15 protein-coding genes are annotated in these 15926 nt (G+C 72.4%); 10 read left to right on the top strand and 5 right to left on the bottom strand.

The genetic code is table 11. The features are described from left to right. Positions 1 to 79 precede the first annotated feature (79 nt). Entirely contained in the window at positions 80 to 841 is a 762-nt protein-coding gene (locus AB0K03_RS26715; protein WP_364689756.1) for a GNAT family N-acetyltransferase, read from the top strand. Here AB0K03_RS26715 and AB0K03_RS26710 read toward each other — a convergent pair. The 4 genes from AB0K03_RS26710 to AB0K03_RS26695 all read right to left on the bottom strand — a co-directional run bounded on the left by AB0K03_RS26710 (position 811) and on the right by AB0K03_RS26695 (position 5263). Further along, complete coding sequence (locus AB0K03_RS26710) at positions 811 to 1647, bottom strand: NAD(P)-dependent oxidoreductase (protein WP_364689753.1); 837 nt, start codon at positions 1645 to 1647, stop codon at positions 811 to 813. The genes AB0K03_RS26715 and AB0K03_RS26710 overlap by 31 nt on opposite strands. Next, the gene (locus tag AB0K03_RS26705) at positions 1644 to 2540 is read right to left on the bottom strand and encodes an aminoglycoside phosphotransferase family protein (RefSeq protein ID WP_364689750.1); all 897 of its coding nucleotides are present in this window, start codon (positions 2538 to 2540) and stop codon (positions 1644 to 1646) included. Before AB0K03_RS26705 ends, AB0K03_RS26710 begins: the two co-directional genes overlap by 4 nt. A 12-nt stretch (positions 2541 to 2552) precedes the next feature. Beyond that, complete coding sequence (locus AB0K03_RS26700; RefSeq protein ID WP_364689747.1) at positions 2553 to 4796, bottom strand: glycoside hydrolase family 3 N-terminal domain-containing protein; 2244 nt, start codon at positions 4794 to 4796, stop codon at positions 2553 to 2555. A gap of 233 nt (positions 4797 to 5029) precedes the next feature. Then, positions 5030 to 5263, bottom strand: a complete 234-nt coding sequence (locus tag AB0K03_RS26695; protein ID WP_364689744.1) for a hypothetical protein — start codon at positions 5261 to 5263, stop codon at positions 5030 to 5032. A gap of 172 nt (positions 5264 to 5435) precedes the next feature. Here AB0K03_RS26695 and argC point away from each other — a divergent pair, with 172 nt between their 5' ends. The 8 genes from argC to argG are packed head-to-tail and all read left to right on the top strand — an operon-like array spanning position 5436 to position 13183. Further along, positions 5436 to 6437, top strand: a complete 1002-nt coding sequence (argC, locus tag AB0K03_RS26690) for an N-acetyl-gamma-glutamyl-phosphate reductase (RefSeq protein WP_364689741.1) — start codon at positions 5436 to 5438, stop codon at positions 6435 to 6437. Further along, complete coding sequence (gene argJ, locus AB0K03_RS26685) at positions 6434 to 7606, top strand: bifunctional glutamate N-acetyltransferase/amino-acid acetyltransferase ArgJ (protein ID WP_364689738.1); 1173 nt, start codon at positions 6434 to 6436, stop codon at positions 7604 to 7606. The genes argC and argJ overlap by 4 nt, the downstream gene beginning before the upstream one ends. Next, positions 7603 to 8469, top strand: a complete 867-nt coding sequence (argB, locus tag AB0K03_RS26680) for an acetylglutamate kinase (protein ID WP_364689735.1) — start codon at positions 7603 to 7605, stop codon at positions 8467 to 8469. The genes argJ and argB overlap by 4 nt, the downstream gene beginning before the upstream one ends. Next, on the top strand, positions 8466 to 9623 hold the full coding sequence (locus AB0K03_RS26675) for an acetylornithine transaminase (RefSeq protein WP_364689732.1): 1158 nt from the start codon (positions 8466 to 8468) through the stop codon (positions 9621 to 9623). Before argB ends, AB0K03_RS26675 begins: the two co-directional genes overlap by 4 nt. After that, on the top strand, positions 9620 to 10552 hold the full coding sequence (argF, locus tag AB0K03_RS26670) for an ornithine carbamoyltransferase (protein ID WP_364689729.1): 933 nt from the start codon (positions 9620 to 9622) through the stop codon (positions 10550 to 10552). Before AB0K03_RS26675 ends, argF begins: the two co-directional genes overlap by 4 nt. After that, positions 10549 to 11052, top strand: a complete 504-nt coding sequence (locus AB0K03_RS26665) for an arginine repressor (RefSeq protein ID WP_249612455.1) — start codon at positions 10549 to 10551, stop codon at positions 11050 to 11052. The genes argF and AB0K03_RS26665 overlap by 4 nt, the downstream gene beginning before the upstream one ends. Then, a complete protein-coding gene (locus tag AB0K03_RS26660; RefSeq protein ID WP_364689726.1) occupies positions 11049 to 11951 on the top strand; it encodes a hypothetical protein in 903 nt (300 codons plus the stop codon). Before AB0K03_RS26665 ends, AB0K03_RS26660 begins: the two co-directional genes overlap by 4 nt. Continuing rightward, positions 11951 to 13183 (top strand): argininosuccinate synthase, encoded by a 1233-nt coding sequence (argG, locus tag AB0K03_RS26655; RefSeq protein ID WP_364689723.1) that lies wholly within the window; start codon positions 11951 to 11953, stop codon positions 13181 to 13183. Before AB0K03_RS26660 ends, argG begins: the two co-directional genes overlap by 1 nt. Before the next feature lie 156 nt (positions 13184 to 13339). Here the strand turns inward: argG and dapE are convergent, their stop codons facing one another. Then, a complete protein-coding gene (gene dapE / locus AB0K03_RS26650) occupies positions 13340 to 14407 on the bottom strand; it encodes a succinyl-diaminopimelate desuccinylase (RefSeq protein ID WP_364689720.1) in 1068 nt (355 codons plus the stop codon). A 50-nt stretch (positions 14408 to 14457) separates the two neighbouring features. On the opposite strand from dapE, the gene argH reads away from it, so the two are divergent. After that, on the top strand, positions 14458 to 15888 hold the full coding sequence (argH, locus tag AB0K03_RS26645) for an argininosuccinate lyase (protein WP_364689717.1): 1431 nt from the start codon (positions 14458 to 14460) through the stop codon (positions 15886 to 15888). The last annotated feature ends 38 nt before the right edge of the window (positions 15889 to 15926 follow it).

The raw sequence follows: 15926 nt of genomic DNA, 5'->3' as shown, positions 1-15926 counted from the left end.
CCATGGCGAGCACGGACGCGGCCAGGGCCAGAGCTCCGGCGACGACGATCTTCTGCAGGTAGGCGCGCACGGGGCGAGGATGCCAGACCCCCGCAACCGGGGCATCATGGACGTGATGATGATCTCCCTGGACCGCCTTCCCGCCGACGAGGATCCCTTGCTGCGCTGGGCGGCGCAGGACATGCGAGCCGGGGTACGCGCCTGGGCGCTCGGTGATGCGGCCGCGGTGGCCTGCCCCGACGTGTCCCGCCGTGACCGCCTCGCGCTGCGCGGCGGCGTGCCCGACGTGGTCGCGCTCGTGGACCGCATCCGCCCCGAGGTCGAGGGCTTCCACGCGGTCGGCGACGAGAAGCTCGTGGCGGCGATCCCGGGGCTGGTCATCGAGGGCCGGTTCGGCTGGATGGACACCACCGAGCCCACCGGCCTCGCCCGCCGCCACGAGCCGCGCTGGCTGGACGGGGACGACGAGGAGGTCGCCGCGTTCCTCGACGAGCACCATCCCGGCTCGTACGCGTACCCCGGCGGCTCCGGCGTGACGAGATGGGCCGGCATCCGCGCGGACACCGGCGAGCTGCTGGCCGTGGGCGCCGACGCGTGGTCCATGGCGGAGATCGGGTTCCTCGCCGGCGTGGCCACCCGCTCCGACGCGCGCGGCCGGGGTCTCGGCCGGGACCTGTGCGCGTTCCTCACCGACGAGCTGATCGCCGGCCGGGAGCGGGTGGCGCTGATGGTCGACCACGACAACGCCGCGGCGGTCGGCACGTACGAGAAGCTCGGCTACACGATGCGCCGGATCGCCGCGGCGACGTTTCAGGACCGCCAGGAGTGCTCGGGCTCGTAGCCGAGGACCCGCCGCGCCTTGTCGATCGAGAGCAGCGTCTCGTGCTCGCCGAGCTCCTTGGTCACCGGCACGCCGGGGAACACCTCGGCCGCCAGCGACGCGCTCGTGCGGCCCATCACTGTGTCGGCGTTGGCGATGACGAACACCTCTGTGCCCGTACCCTCGAATTCCAGGGCCTTGCGGACCGCCTGCGCGCCGTCGCGGGCGTCGATGTAGCCCCACAGGTTCCAGCTGCGGCTGCGCGGATCGGCGTCGAACGACGGGAACTCGGCGTAGTCCTCGGGGTCCATGACGTTGGAGAACCGCAGGCCGATCATCTTCAGCTCGGGGTTCCACCGGCAGAACTGCGCGGCCATCTGCTCTTCCAGATGCTTGACCAGCGAGTACGTCGACTCCGGCCGGGCCGGGTACTCCTCGTCGACGGGGATGTACGGCGGCGGCGTGGTGAACGGCAGGCCGAGCACCGTCTCGCTGGAGGCCCACACGACGTTGGTGATCCCCGCGAGCTTCGCCGCCTGGAACACGTTGAAGGTGGCGACCATGTTGTTGTGGAACGTCGCGGCGTTGGGGAGCAGGCCCGGCGCCGGGATCGCCGCGAGGTGCACGACCGCGTCGACGGATCCGTACCGGTCGTCGATGCCGGTGAGCGCCTCCGCCGTCTGGCCGTAGTCGGTCAGGTCGACGCGCGTCTGCGGCGGCCGCCCGGTGATGTCGAGGTTCACCACCTCGTACCCGTGCTCGCCCAGGTGGGCGACCACCGCCCGGCCCAGCTTGCCGTTCCCTCCGGTGACCGCGACCCGCGTCATGTCAGCCCTCTTTCGACGTTCGCCTGCAACAGCTGCCAGCTTTCCTCGTCCTCGGGGTTCCCGCTGTGCGGGCGGCGGAACCGGCGCAGGTCGACGCAGAGGTCGTTGAGCAGCCAGCGGCGGCGGTACAGCTCGAGCATCCCCGGCACGACCCGGATGCCGGTGGCGGCGGTGTAGCCGGTGTGGTCGTCGCCGAGCAGCCACAGGTCGCGCTCCGGGGGTGCGACCAGCGCGGTCTCCCAGTCGATCAGCTTCCAGCCGTCGGCCGCGCGCATCGTGTTGCCCGGGTGCGGCTCGCCGTGGGTCAGCACCGATCGGGACCGGTCGGCCGTCGCCACGAGCTCGTCGTAGCGGTCCAGCTCCGCGCGGATCGATGCCGCGTGCGCGGCGATCAGCCGGGCGGCGGGCTCGGCGTACGGGCCGTGGTCCGCGGGCGGCTCGCCGGCCAGGGCGGCCTCCAGCCCGTCGCGGTGCGGGATCGCGAAATCATCGGTGCCCGCTCTGCGGCGCACCTGCGCCGGCGCGGCGTGCACCGCGATCAGCATGTCGCGCACGGCCTCCCGGTGACTCGCCGCCGGCCAGTCGCCCCACGAAAAGCTTTCACCCCATATGTACGGGTACAGCGCCCCCGCATATTTCTCGCCGAGACGCTGCACGGGTCGCACCGGGGCCACCACGAACGGCAGGCGCAACGCCGAAGCGGCGTCGAGCGCCCGCCGCAGCCGTTCGAAAGAGGCGCCGACCTCGTCCACGGTCAGGAACCAGCGCCCGCCGTCCACGCCGGTGGCAACCCAGTGATGGCTGCCCCAGCCGACGGGCGCGTACTCCACCTCGGCCAGCGCGAACGCCTCCCGCAGCACGCCCTCGGGCAGGTCGTCGGGAGGCGTCAGCACGGCGGGCGGCTCTCAGGAGATCCGGAACCGGGCGCGCAGCAGGTTCTTCGTCCGCGAGTTCGGGCCCACGAGCAGGTCGAAGTCGCCGGGCTCGACCACGCGCCGGCCGTCCGCGGTCACCAGCGTGCAGTCGGCGGCGGCGACAGCGATGTCAACGGTGACGCTCTCGCCCGGCGCCACGAGCACCTGCCGGTACGCCTTCAGCTCCTTCGTCGCCCAGGTCACGCTGGTCACGAGGTCGCTGACGTACGCCTGCACGGTCTCCAGCGCCGGGCGGTCGCCGGTGTTGGTCAGCCGTACGGTGGCCCGGACCGTGCCGTCCGCGGCCACGTCCGGCTCGGCGATCTCCAGGTCGGCGTACTCGACCGTGGTGTAGCTCAGGCCCTCGCCGAAGGCGAACAGCGGGTCCTGGGTGAGGTCGGCGTAACGGTTGCCGTGCTGTCCGCGGATCTGGTTGTAGTAGACGGGCTGCTGGCCGACGTGCCGCGCGGCGGACAGCGGCATGCGCCCGGTCGGCTCGATGTGGCCCAGCAGGAGCTCGGCGAGGGCCCGGCCGCCCCGCATGCCGGGGTTGAACGCCTGCACGATCGCCGACGCGCGCAGCGCCGAGGGCGGCAGCGAGGCGGGCTTGGAGTTCATGAGGACGACGACGGTCGGCGTACCCGTCTCGGCGAGCGCGTCGAGCAGCGCGATCTGGCCGCCCTGCAGCTCCAGCGTCGCGGTGGACTTGCTCTCGCCGGTCAGGGCGACGGTGTCGCCGACCACGACGACCGCGTAGTCGGCGGCCCGGGCCGCGGCGACCGCCTCGGCGATCATCGCGGGGTCGGCCTCCGCGGGACGCGAGATCGGCGGCCGGGGCTGCCCGTCGCGGTAGAACTCGCCCTGCGGGTCGGGAACCAGCTTCTCGATGTCGGCGCCGCGCGCGGTGGTGATCGTCCAGTCCGCCGGCGCGACGGCCCGGAAGCCGTCGAGCACGGTCTCGATCAGTTCGCGCGGCTGGCCGCCGGGCATCCAGTCGACCTGGCCGGAGGCGCCGGCCCAGTCGCCGAGCTGGGACTGCGGGTCGTCGGCGTTGGGGCCGATGACCGCGACCGTACGCGGCTCACCCGCGGGCAGCGGGAGGGTGCCGTCGTTGGCCAGCAGCACCAGCGAGCGGCGGGCCACCTCGAGGTTGAGCGCGGCGTGGTCCGGGTGCCCGATGACCGCCGCCTGCCGCTGCGCGTCGGGGGCCCGCGGGTTCTCGAAGAGCCCGAGCCGGAACTTCAGCCGCAGGATCCGGCGTACGGCGGCGTCGATCTCCTCCTCGGCCAGCAGGCCGCGTTCCACCGCGCCCTGCGCACCCTCGAAGAACGCGGGGGTGGTCATGACCAGGTCGTTGCCGGCGCGGACGGCGACGGCCGCGGCCTCGACAGCGTCCGCGCAGACCTTCTGCTCCCACACCATGCGCCCGACGTTGTCCCAGTCGGTGACCAGCGTGCCGGTGAAGCCCCACTCCTGCTTGAGCACGTCGTTGAGCAGCCACTTGTTCGCCGTGATGGGCACGCCGTCGATGGACTGGTAGCCCAGCATGAAGATGCTGCAGCCCTCCTTGGCCACCCGCTCGAACGGCGGCAGGAACCAGGCGCGCAACTTGCGCGGGCTCAGGTCGGCCTCGCTGGCGTCCCGGCCGCCCTGGGTCTCCGAGTAGCCGGCGAAGTGCTTGGCCGTCGCGAGCACGGCGGTCGGGTCGCTCAGGCCGTTCCCCTGGTAGCCGCGCACCATCGCGGAGCCGAGCTCGCCGATCAGGTACGGGTCCTCGCCGAACGTCTCGTCGACCCGGCCCCAGCGCAGGTCGCGGGTGATGCACAGCACGGGGGAGAAGGTCCAGTGGATGCCGGTCGCGGAGACCTCGACGGCCGTCACCCGGGCGACCCGCTCGACCAGCTCCGCGTCCCAGGTGGCGGCCATGGCCAGCTGGGTGGGGAAGACGGTCGCGCCGGGCCAGAAGCCGTGCCCGTGGATGCAGTCCTCGGCGGTGATCAGCGGGATGCCGAGCCGGGTGTTCGCGGCCAGGTCGATGGCCTCGAGCATGCGCTGCGGCGAGGCGTGCAGGATCGACCCGGCCAGCCGCGTGCTGACGGCGTCCTTGAGGTCCCGCCGCGCGTCGAGCTGGAGCATCTGCCCGACCTTCTCGGGCAGCGTCATCCGCGCCAGCAGGTCTTCGACCCGCTGGTCGACGCTGAGCGAGGGGTCACGGTACGGGTCGTCAGGGGCCACGACACTCCTCCGGTCCGACCGCGGCAACACACGGTCTCCGAGCCGCACCACATCGGTGAGCGTCGGAAGTGTCGCACAGCCCGGAACCGGTACCGGCGACTACGGGGGTCGGATCTTTGGTCAATGAGTACCGGAACCGGCGGGAACCGGAGCTATCGGGACGCCTCAGGCGCCGGCCCGGTGCCGGCGCGCGTGCCGGATCAACCGACGGCGGTGTCGGCGTGCGTGCCGGATCAGCCGACTGCCTCGCTGTCGTCGATGCTCGGCACCTCGATGCCCGCGGCGGTCAGCGCGTCCAGCCGGTCGCCCGCAGCCCGTTTCTCGGCCTCGACGAGGTTCGCGTACTCCGCCTGCACGGACGGATCGTCCAGGTCCCCGGTGCGGTCGAAGAAGCGCTGGGTCTCCCGGACGGCCTCGGCGTACGCGGCGGCGGTCTCGCGGATGCGCTGCAGATCCTTGTCAGCCATGCGATCAGTTCTACCCCCGACCGGCGCGCCGCCGCCGGGTCGAAAGGTCGATCTGGTTCCCGATCGTGCATGGAGTCGACCGCCGTCCCGCTGAGCGGGAGGCGGGTGACATGAACTTGCTCCCGCATGTCCTCCGTTATACGGTTCTCTGCATAGTCATGCGGAGGTGGGTATGGGAATCCGGGTCGCTGTGGCCGGGGCCAGTGGGTACGCGGGGGGTGAGCTGCTGCGCCTGATCGCCGGGCATCCCGAGCTCGACCTCGTGGCCGCCACGGCGCACACGCAGGCGGGTACGCCCGTCGCGGCCGTCCATCCGCAGCTCGCGGGGTTGGCGCTCACGTTCGGGGCGACCGACGCGGTCACCTTGAGCGACGCCGACCTCGTCTTCCTCGCGCTCCCGCACGGGCAGTCGGCGGCCCTGGCCGCGCAGCTGCCCGGCGGGGTGAAGATCGTGGACCTGGGCGCGGACTTCCGGCTGAAGGACGCCGCGGCCTGGGAGCGCTACTACGGCGGCGGGCACGCCGGCACGTGGACGTACGGCCTCCCCGAGCTGCCCGGGCAGCGGGAGGCGATCGCCGCGAGCGACCGGGTGGCGAACACCGGCTGTTACGCCGCCACGATCACGCTCGCGCTCGCCCCGCTGATCGCCGCCGGGGTCGCCGATCCCGCCGACGTGGTGGTCGTCGCCGCCTCGGGCACGTCCGGGGCCGGCCGGGCGGCGAAGGTGAACCTGCTGGGCAGCGAGGTGATGGGGGATCTGTCGCCGTACAAGGTGGGGGCGCACCAGCACGTGCCGGAGATCAAGCAGGCCAGCGGCGCCGACTCGCTGTCCATGACGCCGGTGCTCGCCCCGATGCCGCGGGGGATCCTGGCGACCGTGACCGCGAAGCCGATCGGGCGCACGCACCCGCGCGACGTGCTGGCCGCCGCGTACGCGGACGAGCCGTTCGTGCACGTGCTGCCCGAGGGCGCCTGGCCGCACACGGCCGCGACGCTCGGCTCGAACTCGTGCCACCTGCAGGCGGCGCTCGACGCCGACTCGGGGCGCATCGTCGTGGTCAGCGCGCTCGACAACCTCGGCAAGGGCGCCGCGGCGCAGGCCGTACAGTGCGCCAACCTGATGCTCGGCCTGCCCGAGACGGCCGGCCTGTCGGTGTTCGGGGTGGCGCCGTGACCGTCACCGCCCCGAAGGGTTTCCGTGCCTCCGGTGTCGCCGCCGGGCTCAAGGCGAGCGGCGGGCCGGACGTGGCGCTCGTCGTCAACGACGGGCCCGACGCGACCGTCGCCGGCGTCTTCACGGGCAACCGGGTGAAGGCCGCGCCGGTGCTCTGGAGCCAGCAGGTGCTCAAGGGCGGCGTGATCCGCGCCGTCGTGCTGAACTCCGGCGGCGCCAACGCGTGCACCGGCACGCAGGGCTTCCGGGACACCCACGCCACCGCCGAGCACGTCGCCTCGGTGCTGCGCGGCGGGCCGAAGCCGCTGCTCATCGGCGCCGGCGACGTCGCGGTCTGCTCCACCGGCCTGATCGGCGAGCTGCTGCCGATGGACAAGCTGCTGCCCGGCGTGACCGCGGCGGTCAAGCAGCTCGCCCCGAACGGGGGCGGGAAGGCCGCCGAGGCGATCATGACCACCGACACGGTGGCGAAGAACGTGCACGTCGAGCGGGAGGGCTGGTCCGTCGGCGGGATCGCCAAGGGCGCCGGGATGCTCGCGCCCGCCCTGGCCACCATGCTCGTCGTGCTCACCACCGACGCCGTCGCCGGCTCGGAGGCGCTGGACACCGCGCTGCGCGAGGCGACCCGGGTGACGTTCGACCGCATCGACGCCGACGGGTGCATGTCCACCAACGACACCGTGCTGCTGCTGGCCAGTGGCGCCTCGGACGTCCAGCCCGACCAGGAGGAGCTGACCGCCGCGGTCACCGCCGCCTGCCACGACCTCGCGCAACAGCTCATCGCCGACGCCGAAGGCGCGACCAAGCACATCACCATCGAGGTGCTCGGGGCCGCCAGCGAGGCCGACGCGGTCGAGGTCGGCCGGACCGTGGCCCGCAACAACCTGGTCAAGACCGCGCTGTTCGGCAACGACCCCAACTGGGGCCGCATCCTCGCCGCAGTCGGCACGACAAGTGCGGCGTTCACCCCGGACCGGGTCGACGTGGGCGTGAACGGCGTGTGGGTGTGCCGGGGCGGCGCCGCCGCGGAAGACCGGTCCAAGGTGGACCTGCGCGGCCGGGACGTCACCATCCAGGTGCACCTGCACGAGGGGGAGATGGACGCGACGATCTGGACCACGGACCTGAGCCACGCGTACGTGCACGAGAACTCGGCGTACAGCACATGACGCCGCAGGAGAAGGCGGCAGTGCTCATCGAGTCGCTGCCGTGGCTGGAGCGGTTCCACGGCTCGACCGTCGTCATCAAGTACGGCGGCAACGCGATGATCAAGCCCGAGCTGCAGCGCGCGTTCGCGGCCGACATGGTCTTCCTGCGGTACGCCGGCATCAAGCCGGTCGTGGTGCACGGCGGCGGCCCGCAGATCTCGTCGATGCTCGGCAGGCTCGGCATCGAGAGCGAGTTCCGCGGCGGCCTGCGGGTCACCACGCCGGAGGCGATGGACGTCGTGCGCATGGTGCTCGTCGGCCAGGTCGGGCGCGAGCTCGTCGGGCTGATCAACGAGCACGGCCCGTTCGCCGTCGGGCTGTCCGGTGAGGACGCCCGGCTGTTCACCGCCGTGCGCCGCTCCGCCGTGATCGACGGTGAGCCGGTCGACATCGGGCAGGTCGGCGACGTGGCACATGTGGACACCTCGGCCGTCGACGACCTGATCGCCGCCGGGCGCATCCCGGTCGTCGCCACGGTCGCGCCCGACGCCGACGGCGTGGTGCACAACGTCAACGCCGACACCGCCGCGGCCGCGCTGGCCGTCGCGCTCGGCGCCCGCAAGCTGGTCGTGCTCACCGACGTGCCCGGCCTCTACACGAACTGGCCTGACACGTCGTCGCTCACCTCGGAGATCGACGCGGACACGCTGGCGAAGCTGCTGCCGAGCCTCGAGTCCGGGATGGCGCCCAAGATGGAGGCGTGCCTGCGCGCCGTGCAGGGCGGCGTGCCCGCCGCGCACGTCGTCGACGGCCGGGTCCCGCACTCGACGCTGCTCGAAGTTTTCACCTCGGAAGGATTCGGAACGATGGTGGTCCCCTCATGAGTGCCCTCGTCGAACGCTGGCAGCAGAGTTTGATGAACAACTACGGCACCCCGTCGCTCGGCCTGGTCAGCGGCTCCGGTGCCGTACTCACCGCCGAGGACGGCAAGCAGTACGTCGACCTGCTGGGCGGCATCGCGGTCAACGCGCTCGGGCACGCCCACCCCGCCGTCGTGCAGGCCGTCACCCAGCAGATCGCCACGCTGGGCCACGTCTCCAACTTCTACGTCGCCGAGCCGCCGGTCGCCCTCGCCGAGCTGCTGCTGGCGCTCGCCGGCCGGCCCGGCCGGGTGGTGTTCGGCAACTCCGGCGCGGAGGCCAACGAGGCCGCGTTCAAGCTGTCCCGCCTCACCGGGCGGACCCACGTCGTGGCCACGCACGGCGGCTTCCACGGCCGCACCATGGGTGCGCTCGCGCTGACCGGCCAGCCGGCCAAGGCGGACCCGTTCCGGCCGCTGCCGGGAGACGTCACCCATGTTCCGTACGGCGACAGCGAAGCGCTGAGGTCGGCGGTGACCGACGCGACCGCGATGGTGATCCTCGAGCCGATCCAGGGCGAGATGGGTGTCGTCGTCCCGCCGCCCGGTTACCTCGCCGCCGCCCGGGACGTCTGCACGCGTACCGGGGCGCTGCTGGTGCTGGACGAGGTGCAGACCGGCATCGGGCGTACCGGGCACTGGTTCCACCACCAGAGCGAGGGCATCGAGCCGGATGTGGTCACGCTGGCCAAGGGCCTCGGCGGTGGGCTGCCGATCGGTGCCTGCCTGGCCTTCGGCGCGGCGGCCGAGCTGTTCGGCCCGGGCTCGCACGGCACCACGTTCGGCGGCAACCCGGTCAGCTGCGCGGCGGGCCTCGCGGTGATCCGCACGATCGCCGGCGAGGGGCTGCTCGACAACGTCAAGCGGGTCGGCGAGCTGATCCGCCGCGGCATCGAGGGGCTGGGCCACCCGCTGGTCTCCGGCGTCCGCGGCGCCGGGCTGCTGCTGGGCATCGTGCTCGCCGAACCGGCCGCCGCCGAGCTGGCCGGCAAGCTGCGCGACAACGGTTTCCTCGTCAACGCGGTGCAGCCGGACGCGATCCGGCTCGCCCCGCCGCTGATCCTCACCGGCGAGCAGGCCGAGTCCTTCGTCGCCGCCTTCCGGGAGGTGCTCCCATGACCCTGCGCCATTTCCTGCGCGACGACGACCTGAGCCCCGCCGAGCAGGCGGAGGTGCTGGAGCTGGCGGCGGCGATGAAGGCCGACCGGTTCGGCCACCGGCCGCTCGCGGGCCCGAAGTCGGTCGCGGTGTTCTTCGACAAGGTCAGCCTCCGCACCCGGCTGTCCTTCGAGACCGGCATCGGCGAGCTCGGCGGCAATGCGATCATCGTGGACACCCAGGCCACCCACTTCGGCCGCGGCGAGTCGCTGGCCGACGCGGGCCGGGTCGTCTCCCGGTACGCCACGGCGATCGTGTTCCGCACCTCCGGCGACGAGCGGCTGGCGGAGCTGGCGTCCGACGTGCACGTGCCGGTGGTGAACGCGCTCACCGACGGCTTCCACCCCTGCCAGCTCCTCGCGGACCTGCAGACGATCCGCGAGCGGCTCGGCGGCACCACCGGCCGCTGCCTCACGTACGTCGGGGACGCCGCGAACAACATGGCGCACTCGTACCTGCTGGCCGGCGCCACCGCGGGCATGCACGTGCGGGTCGCCGGGCCGGCCGGGTTCGACCCCGATCCAGCGGTGGTGGCCCGGGCGCAGGAGATCGCGGCGGGCACCGGGGGATCGGTCAGCGTGCTGCGGGACCCGTACGAGGCCGCGAAGGGCGCGGACGTGCTGGCCACCGACGCGTGGACGTCGATGGGGCAGGAGGACGACGGGATCGACCGGCGCACGCCGTTCCGGCCGTACCAGATCAACCAGGACCTGCTGGCCGCGGCCGCACCCGGCGCGATCGTGCTGCACTGCCTGCCGGCCCACCGGGGTGAGGAGATCACCGACGAGGTGATGGACGGCCCGCAGAGCGCGGTGTTCGACCAGGCCGAGAACCGCCTGCACGCGCAGAAGGCGCTGCTGGCCTGGCTCCTGGCGGCCTCCACCTCATGACCGGGCCGGGCACCCGCGCGGCGCGGCACGCGCGCATCGTCGACCTCGTCCGGGACAAGGCCGTCCGGTCCCAGACCGAGCTGGCCGAGCTGCTGGCGCTCGACGGCGTGCAGGTCACCCAGGCGACGCTGTCGCGCGACCTCGAGGAGCTGCGCGCCGTTAAAGCAGGCGGCGTCTACGTGATCCCCGAGGACGGTCTGCCGCCGCTGCGCCCGGTCGAGCAGGCCCCGGCCCGCCTGGTCCGGCTGCTGCGCGAGCTGCTGAACTCGGTGGACGTCAGCGGCAACCTCGTGGTGCTGCGGGTGCCGCCGGGCGCGGCGCAGTTCCTGGCCAGCGCGCTGGACCGTTCCGGGCTGCCCGACGTCGTGGGCACGATCGCCGGCGACGACACGATCCTGGTGGTGGCCCGCGAGCCGTCCACCGACACCGGGTCCGGGGCCCGGCTCGCCGAGAAGCTGACGGCCTGGAGCCGTACGGACAACGAAGGGACCCTGCCGTGATCGCGCAGCAGCCCGCCGTCGAGGCCTTCTTCCCGGGCTTCGCCGACAACATGCAGAAGCTCCAGGCCCGCGGGCTCGAGTTCTACCTGGCCTCCAACGACACGCTGCGCCCGTTCCTCAACGAGGCGCCGTACGGCCACAAGCTGACCTGGCTCGACTTCACCGAGACCACCGGCGACAAGGGCTGGGACACCGGCGAGTTCCTCAACCTGTTCAACGTCATCAACGGCATCGCGTTCGGCGACCGCGGGATCCCCATGCCGCAGTGGGTGATGGTCGACCTCATCCTCATGCCGTCGGCCGCGGTGATCGCCGCGCTGCCCCAGGCGCAGTTCACCGAGACGCTGGAGACCAGCGCGTTCGACGAGGACGCCAAGCGGCACCTGCGCGCGGTGTTCGAGAAGGTCAAGCAGAGCGACTACAACGGCCCCATCCCGATCGGCGGCTACTGCGCGGCGCCCAGCGCGGCCCCCGGCACCTGGGTCGGCTGGTCGTTGTGGTCGGTGATGACCAACGTCGGGCTGGGCCGCGCGCTCAAGGCGCTGGCGCTCTCGGTGTACCAGGCCCGCAAGCTCGACGGCGTCACCCAGTACGACAACACCGCGCTGCGCGTGCACACCCGCTTCGGCCGGCTGCACATCCTGGTGGCGACCGTGCCGTTCCACACCTCGCCCGGCTCGTTCGTCTACGAGAACGACTTCACGGTGCCCGTGGCCGAGCGCGAGCCCGAGCCCACGTTCCTGCTCGACCCGTTCGACTACGAGCGCCAGCGCGCCATGCAGAAGGCCATCGAGGCCCGGCAGTCCGCGTACTACGTGCTCGCCCCCGGCCACCTCACGAAGGACGGGACGTCGTACGTGCCGATCCTCGAACTCCCGTACTCGCCCGAAGGAAACTGATGTCCAAGCGCAAGATCGTCCTCGCGTTCTCCGGCGGCCTCGACACCTCGTACGCCCTGGTGTCCCTGCGTGAGCAGGGCTGGGAGGTGCTGACCGCCAACATCGACACCGGCGGGCTGCACAGCGGCGAGGCCGACGTGGTCCGCAAGCGCGCCGAGGAGCTGGGCGCGGCGCAGCACTTCGTGATCGACGCGCGCGAGGAGCTGTACGCCCGCGTCATCACGTACGCGATCAAGGCCAACTACCTGCGGAACGGCGGCTACCCGTCGTGCGTGGGCGCGGAGCGGCTGGTGCAGGCCGAGAAGGTCGTGCAGGCGGCGATCGACAACGGCGCGGACGCGGTCGCCCACGGCTCCACCGGCGCCGGCGCCGACCACGTGCGCTACGACTCGGTGATCCGCGCGCTCGCCCCGCAGATGGAGATCATCACGCCGATCCGCGACGAGCGGCTGACCCGCGAGTACGAGCGCGACTACCTGCGCGAGCGCGGCTTCGAAACACCCGAGAAGGTCACCACCTACTCGATCAACGAGGGCCTGATCGGCACGTCCATCGGCGGCAAGGAGACGTACGGCTCCTGGGACTACCTCCCCGAGGACGCGTGGACGTACACGAAGTCCATCGCCGACGCGCCGGCCGGCGGCGTGGAGCTGATCCTCGGCTTCGACAAGGGTGAGGTCGTCTCCGCCACCACGGCCGACGGCACGCCGATCGAGGGCACCGGGCCGGACGCGCCCAACTACGCGATCCTGCGCGCGCTCAACGTGCTGGCGGCCGAGCACGGCGTGGGCCGCGGCATCCACATGGGCTCGACGATGGTCGGCAACCTCGCCCGCGTCGGGTTCGAGGCTCCCGGCATGCTCACGCTGATCGCCGCGCACCGCGAGCTCGAGCGCCTCGTGCTCAGCAACCGGCAGCAGGCCACCAAGGCCCAGCTCGGCAACACGTACGGCGACCTGCTGCACGAGGCCGTCTACTACGACCCGATCCTCGACGACTTCCGCGCGTTCCTGGACAGCAGCCAGCAGCGCGTCACCGGCGAGGTTCGCGTCAAGCTGATCAAGGGCAACGTGATCCCGCTGGGCAGCCGCAGCCCGCACAGCCTGCTGGACGCGGCCACCCGGCAGGGCGTCGTCTACGGCTACGGCTCGTCACTGTGGACCGGCGAGCAGGCCCGCGCCTTCGCCCACATGTACGCCATCCCCGGCGCCATTCAGAAGAATGCTGTGTAGATGGCCTCGCTCCGCTCGGCGGGCACTGCGCCCCGGGAAGGTCGTTGTCGGCGTCACCGTTTTCCGGCCGGGAAAGAGCGCCCGTCCAGAAAACGGCGCCCCCGACAACGACGGGCGCAGTGCGTCGCTGGTTGCGGTGAGCGCAGAGCGAGCTCATTAGCTCAACCAGGTGGCCAGGACGCGTTCGCACTCGCGGATCTCGGCGACCGGGACGTGCTCGTCGTCGGTGTGGGCGAGCAGCGGGTCGCCCGGCGCGTAGTTGACGGCCGGGATGCCCAGCTCGGCGAAGCGGGAGACGTCGGTCCAGCCGTACTTCGCCGCGGGCTCCTTGCCCACCACGGCCAGGAACTCCGCGGCGGCCGGCTGGTCCAGGCCCGGGCGCGCGCCCGGCGCCTTGTCGCGGATCTCCAGGTCGTAGCCGGCGAAGAGCTCCTGCAGGTAGGCGTACGCCTCCTCGACGGTGCGGTCGGGCGCGAACCGGTGGTTGATGTCGATGACGCACTCGTCGGGGATCACGTTGCCGGCGAGCCCGCCCTGGATGTGCACGGCGTTGAGGCCCTCGTGGTACTGCAGGCCGTCGACGACGGGGCGGCGCGGCTCGTACGCGGTGAGGATCGCCAGGATCGGCGCCGCGGCGTGGATCGCGTTGACGCCGCGCCACGAGCGGGCGGTGTGCGCGGCCCGGCCCTCGAGCGTGATGCGGACGCGCATCGTGCCCTGGCAGCCGCCCTCGACGGACGCGTTCGAGGGCTCGCCGAGGATCGCGAAGTCGCCGGCCAGCCAGTCGGGGTGGTTGCGCACCAGGCGGCCGAGCCCGTTCTTGACCGAGGCGACCTCCTCGTTGTCGTAGCAGACGAACGTGAGGTCGTGCTTGGGCTCGGTGACGGTCGCGGCGATGCGCAGCTGGGTGGCCAGGCCGGCCTTCATGTCGCAGGTGCCGCGCCCGTACAGCAGCTCGGCGTCGCCCTCGCCGGTGGTCCGGGTGGGCAGGTTGTCCTTGATCGGCACGGTGTCCAGGTGCCCGGCGAGGACGATGCGGCGGTCCCGTCCGAGGTTCGTGCGCGCCACCACGGCGTCGCCGTCGCGCAGCACCTCGAGATGACCCAGCTTGCGCAGCGCGGCCTCGACCGCGTCGGCGATCGCGGCCTCCGTGCCGGAGACCGAGGGGATGTCGCAGAGCGCGCGGGTCAATGAGACAACATCATCGTGCAGGTCGAGCGTCATGGGACGACCCTATCGTCGAGGGTTCCCGTCGGAATGTGAGGAGTGAGGCAGTGCCGGAGACCGAAGGTCCGACCAGGCTGTGGGGTGGCCGGTTCGCCGGTGGACCGGCCGACGCGCTGGCGCGGCTGAGCGTCAGCGTGCACTTCGACTGGCGGCTGGCGCCGTACGACATCGCCGCGTCCCGGGCCCACGCCCGGGTGCTGGCCGGCGCGGGGCTGCTCGACGCCGACGAGCTGGGGCAGATGCTGGCGGCGCTGGACGACCTCGAGTCGGCGTGCGCGGCGGGGGAGTTCCGCCCCACCATCGAGGACGAGGACGTGCACACCGCCCTGGAGCGGGGCCTGCTCGAGCGCCTCGGCGCGCTCGGCGGCAAGCTGCGCGCCGGCCGTTCCCGCAACGACCAGGTCGCCACGGATCTGCGGCTGTACCTGCGCGACCACGCCCGCGGGGTGGCCGCGGCGGTGGTCGAGCTGGCCGACGCGCTGATGGAGCAGGCCGGCCGGCACGTCGACACGCCGGCGCCGGGGCTGACCCACGTGCAGCACGCCCAGCCGGTCAGCTTCGGGCACTGGCTGCTCGCGCACGTCCAGCCGCTGCTGCGCGACCTCGAGCGGCTGCGCGACTGGGACGAGCGTACGGCGATCTCCCCGCTCGGCTCGGGCGCGCTGGCCGGCTCGTCGCTGCCGCTCGACCCGGCCGCGGTCGCCAAGGAGCTCGGCTTCAAGGCGCCGGTGCAGAATTCCATGGACGGGGTCGCCGACCGTGACTTCGTCGCCGAGTTCCTCTTCATCACCAGCCTGATCGGCGTGCACCTGTCCCGCCTCGGCGAGGAGGTCGTGCTCTGGACCTCCACCGAGTTCGGCTGGGTGATCCTCGACGACGCCTTCGCCACCGGGTCGTCGATCATGCCGCAGAAGAAGAACGCCGACATCGCCGAGCTGGCCCGGGGCAAGGCGGGCCGGCTGATCGGCGGCCTGGTCGCGGTGCTGACCATGCTCAAGGGGCTGCCGCTGACGTACGACCGCGACATGCAGGAGGACAAGGAGCCGGTCTTCGACGCGGTGGACACGCTGCAACTGCTGCTGCCCGCGCTGGCCGGCATGATCTCCACGATGACCGTACGGGTCGACAAGCTCGCGGCGGCGGCGCCGGTCGGCTTCTCCCTGGCCACGGAGGTCGCCGACTGGCTGGTCCGCAAGGGCGTGCCGTTCCGTGACGCGCACGAGATCACCGGCCGCCTCGTCGCCCTGTGCGCCGCCCGCGAATGCGAGCTCGAGGACGTCACCGACGGCGACCTGAAGACGGTCAGCGAGCACCTCGACCCGTCCGTACGCCAGGTCCTCTCGGTCCGCAGCGCGCTCGCCGGTCGCACGACGCCGGGATCGACCGGCCCGGGCCCGGTCGCCGACCAGCTGCAGACCGCGTCGGACAAGCTCGACGGCTGGCGCGAGTGGGCGATCGAACGGGTCGTCCCGCGCTGATCCGCGCCCCGCGGCGGGGGGCGTGTACCGAACCGCCC

The sequence above is a fragment of the Actinoplanes sp. NPDC049316 genome (assembly GCF_040677315.1).
Lineage (GTDB): Bacteria > Actinomycetota > Actinomycetes > Mycobacteriales > Micromonosporaceae > Actinoplanes.
Note: the sequence above shows the minus strand (reverse complement) of the source record. Positions and strands in the feature narration are given on the sequence as shown.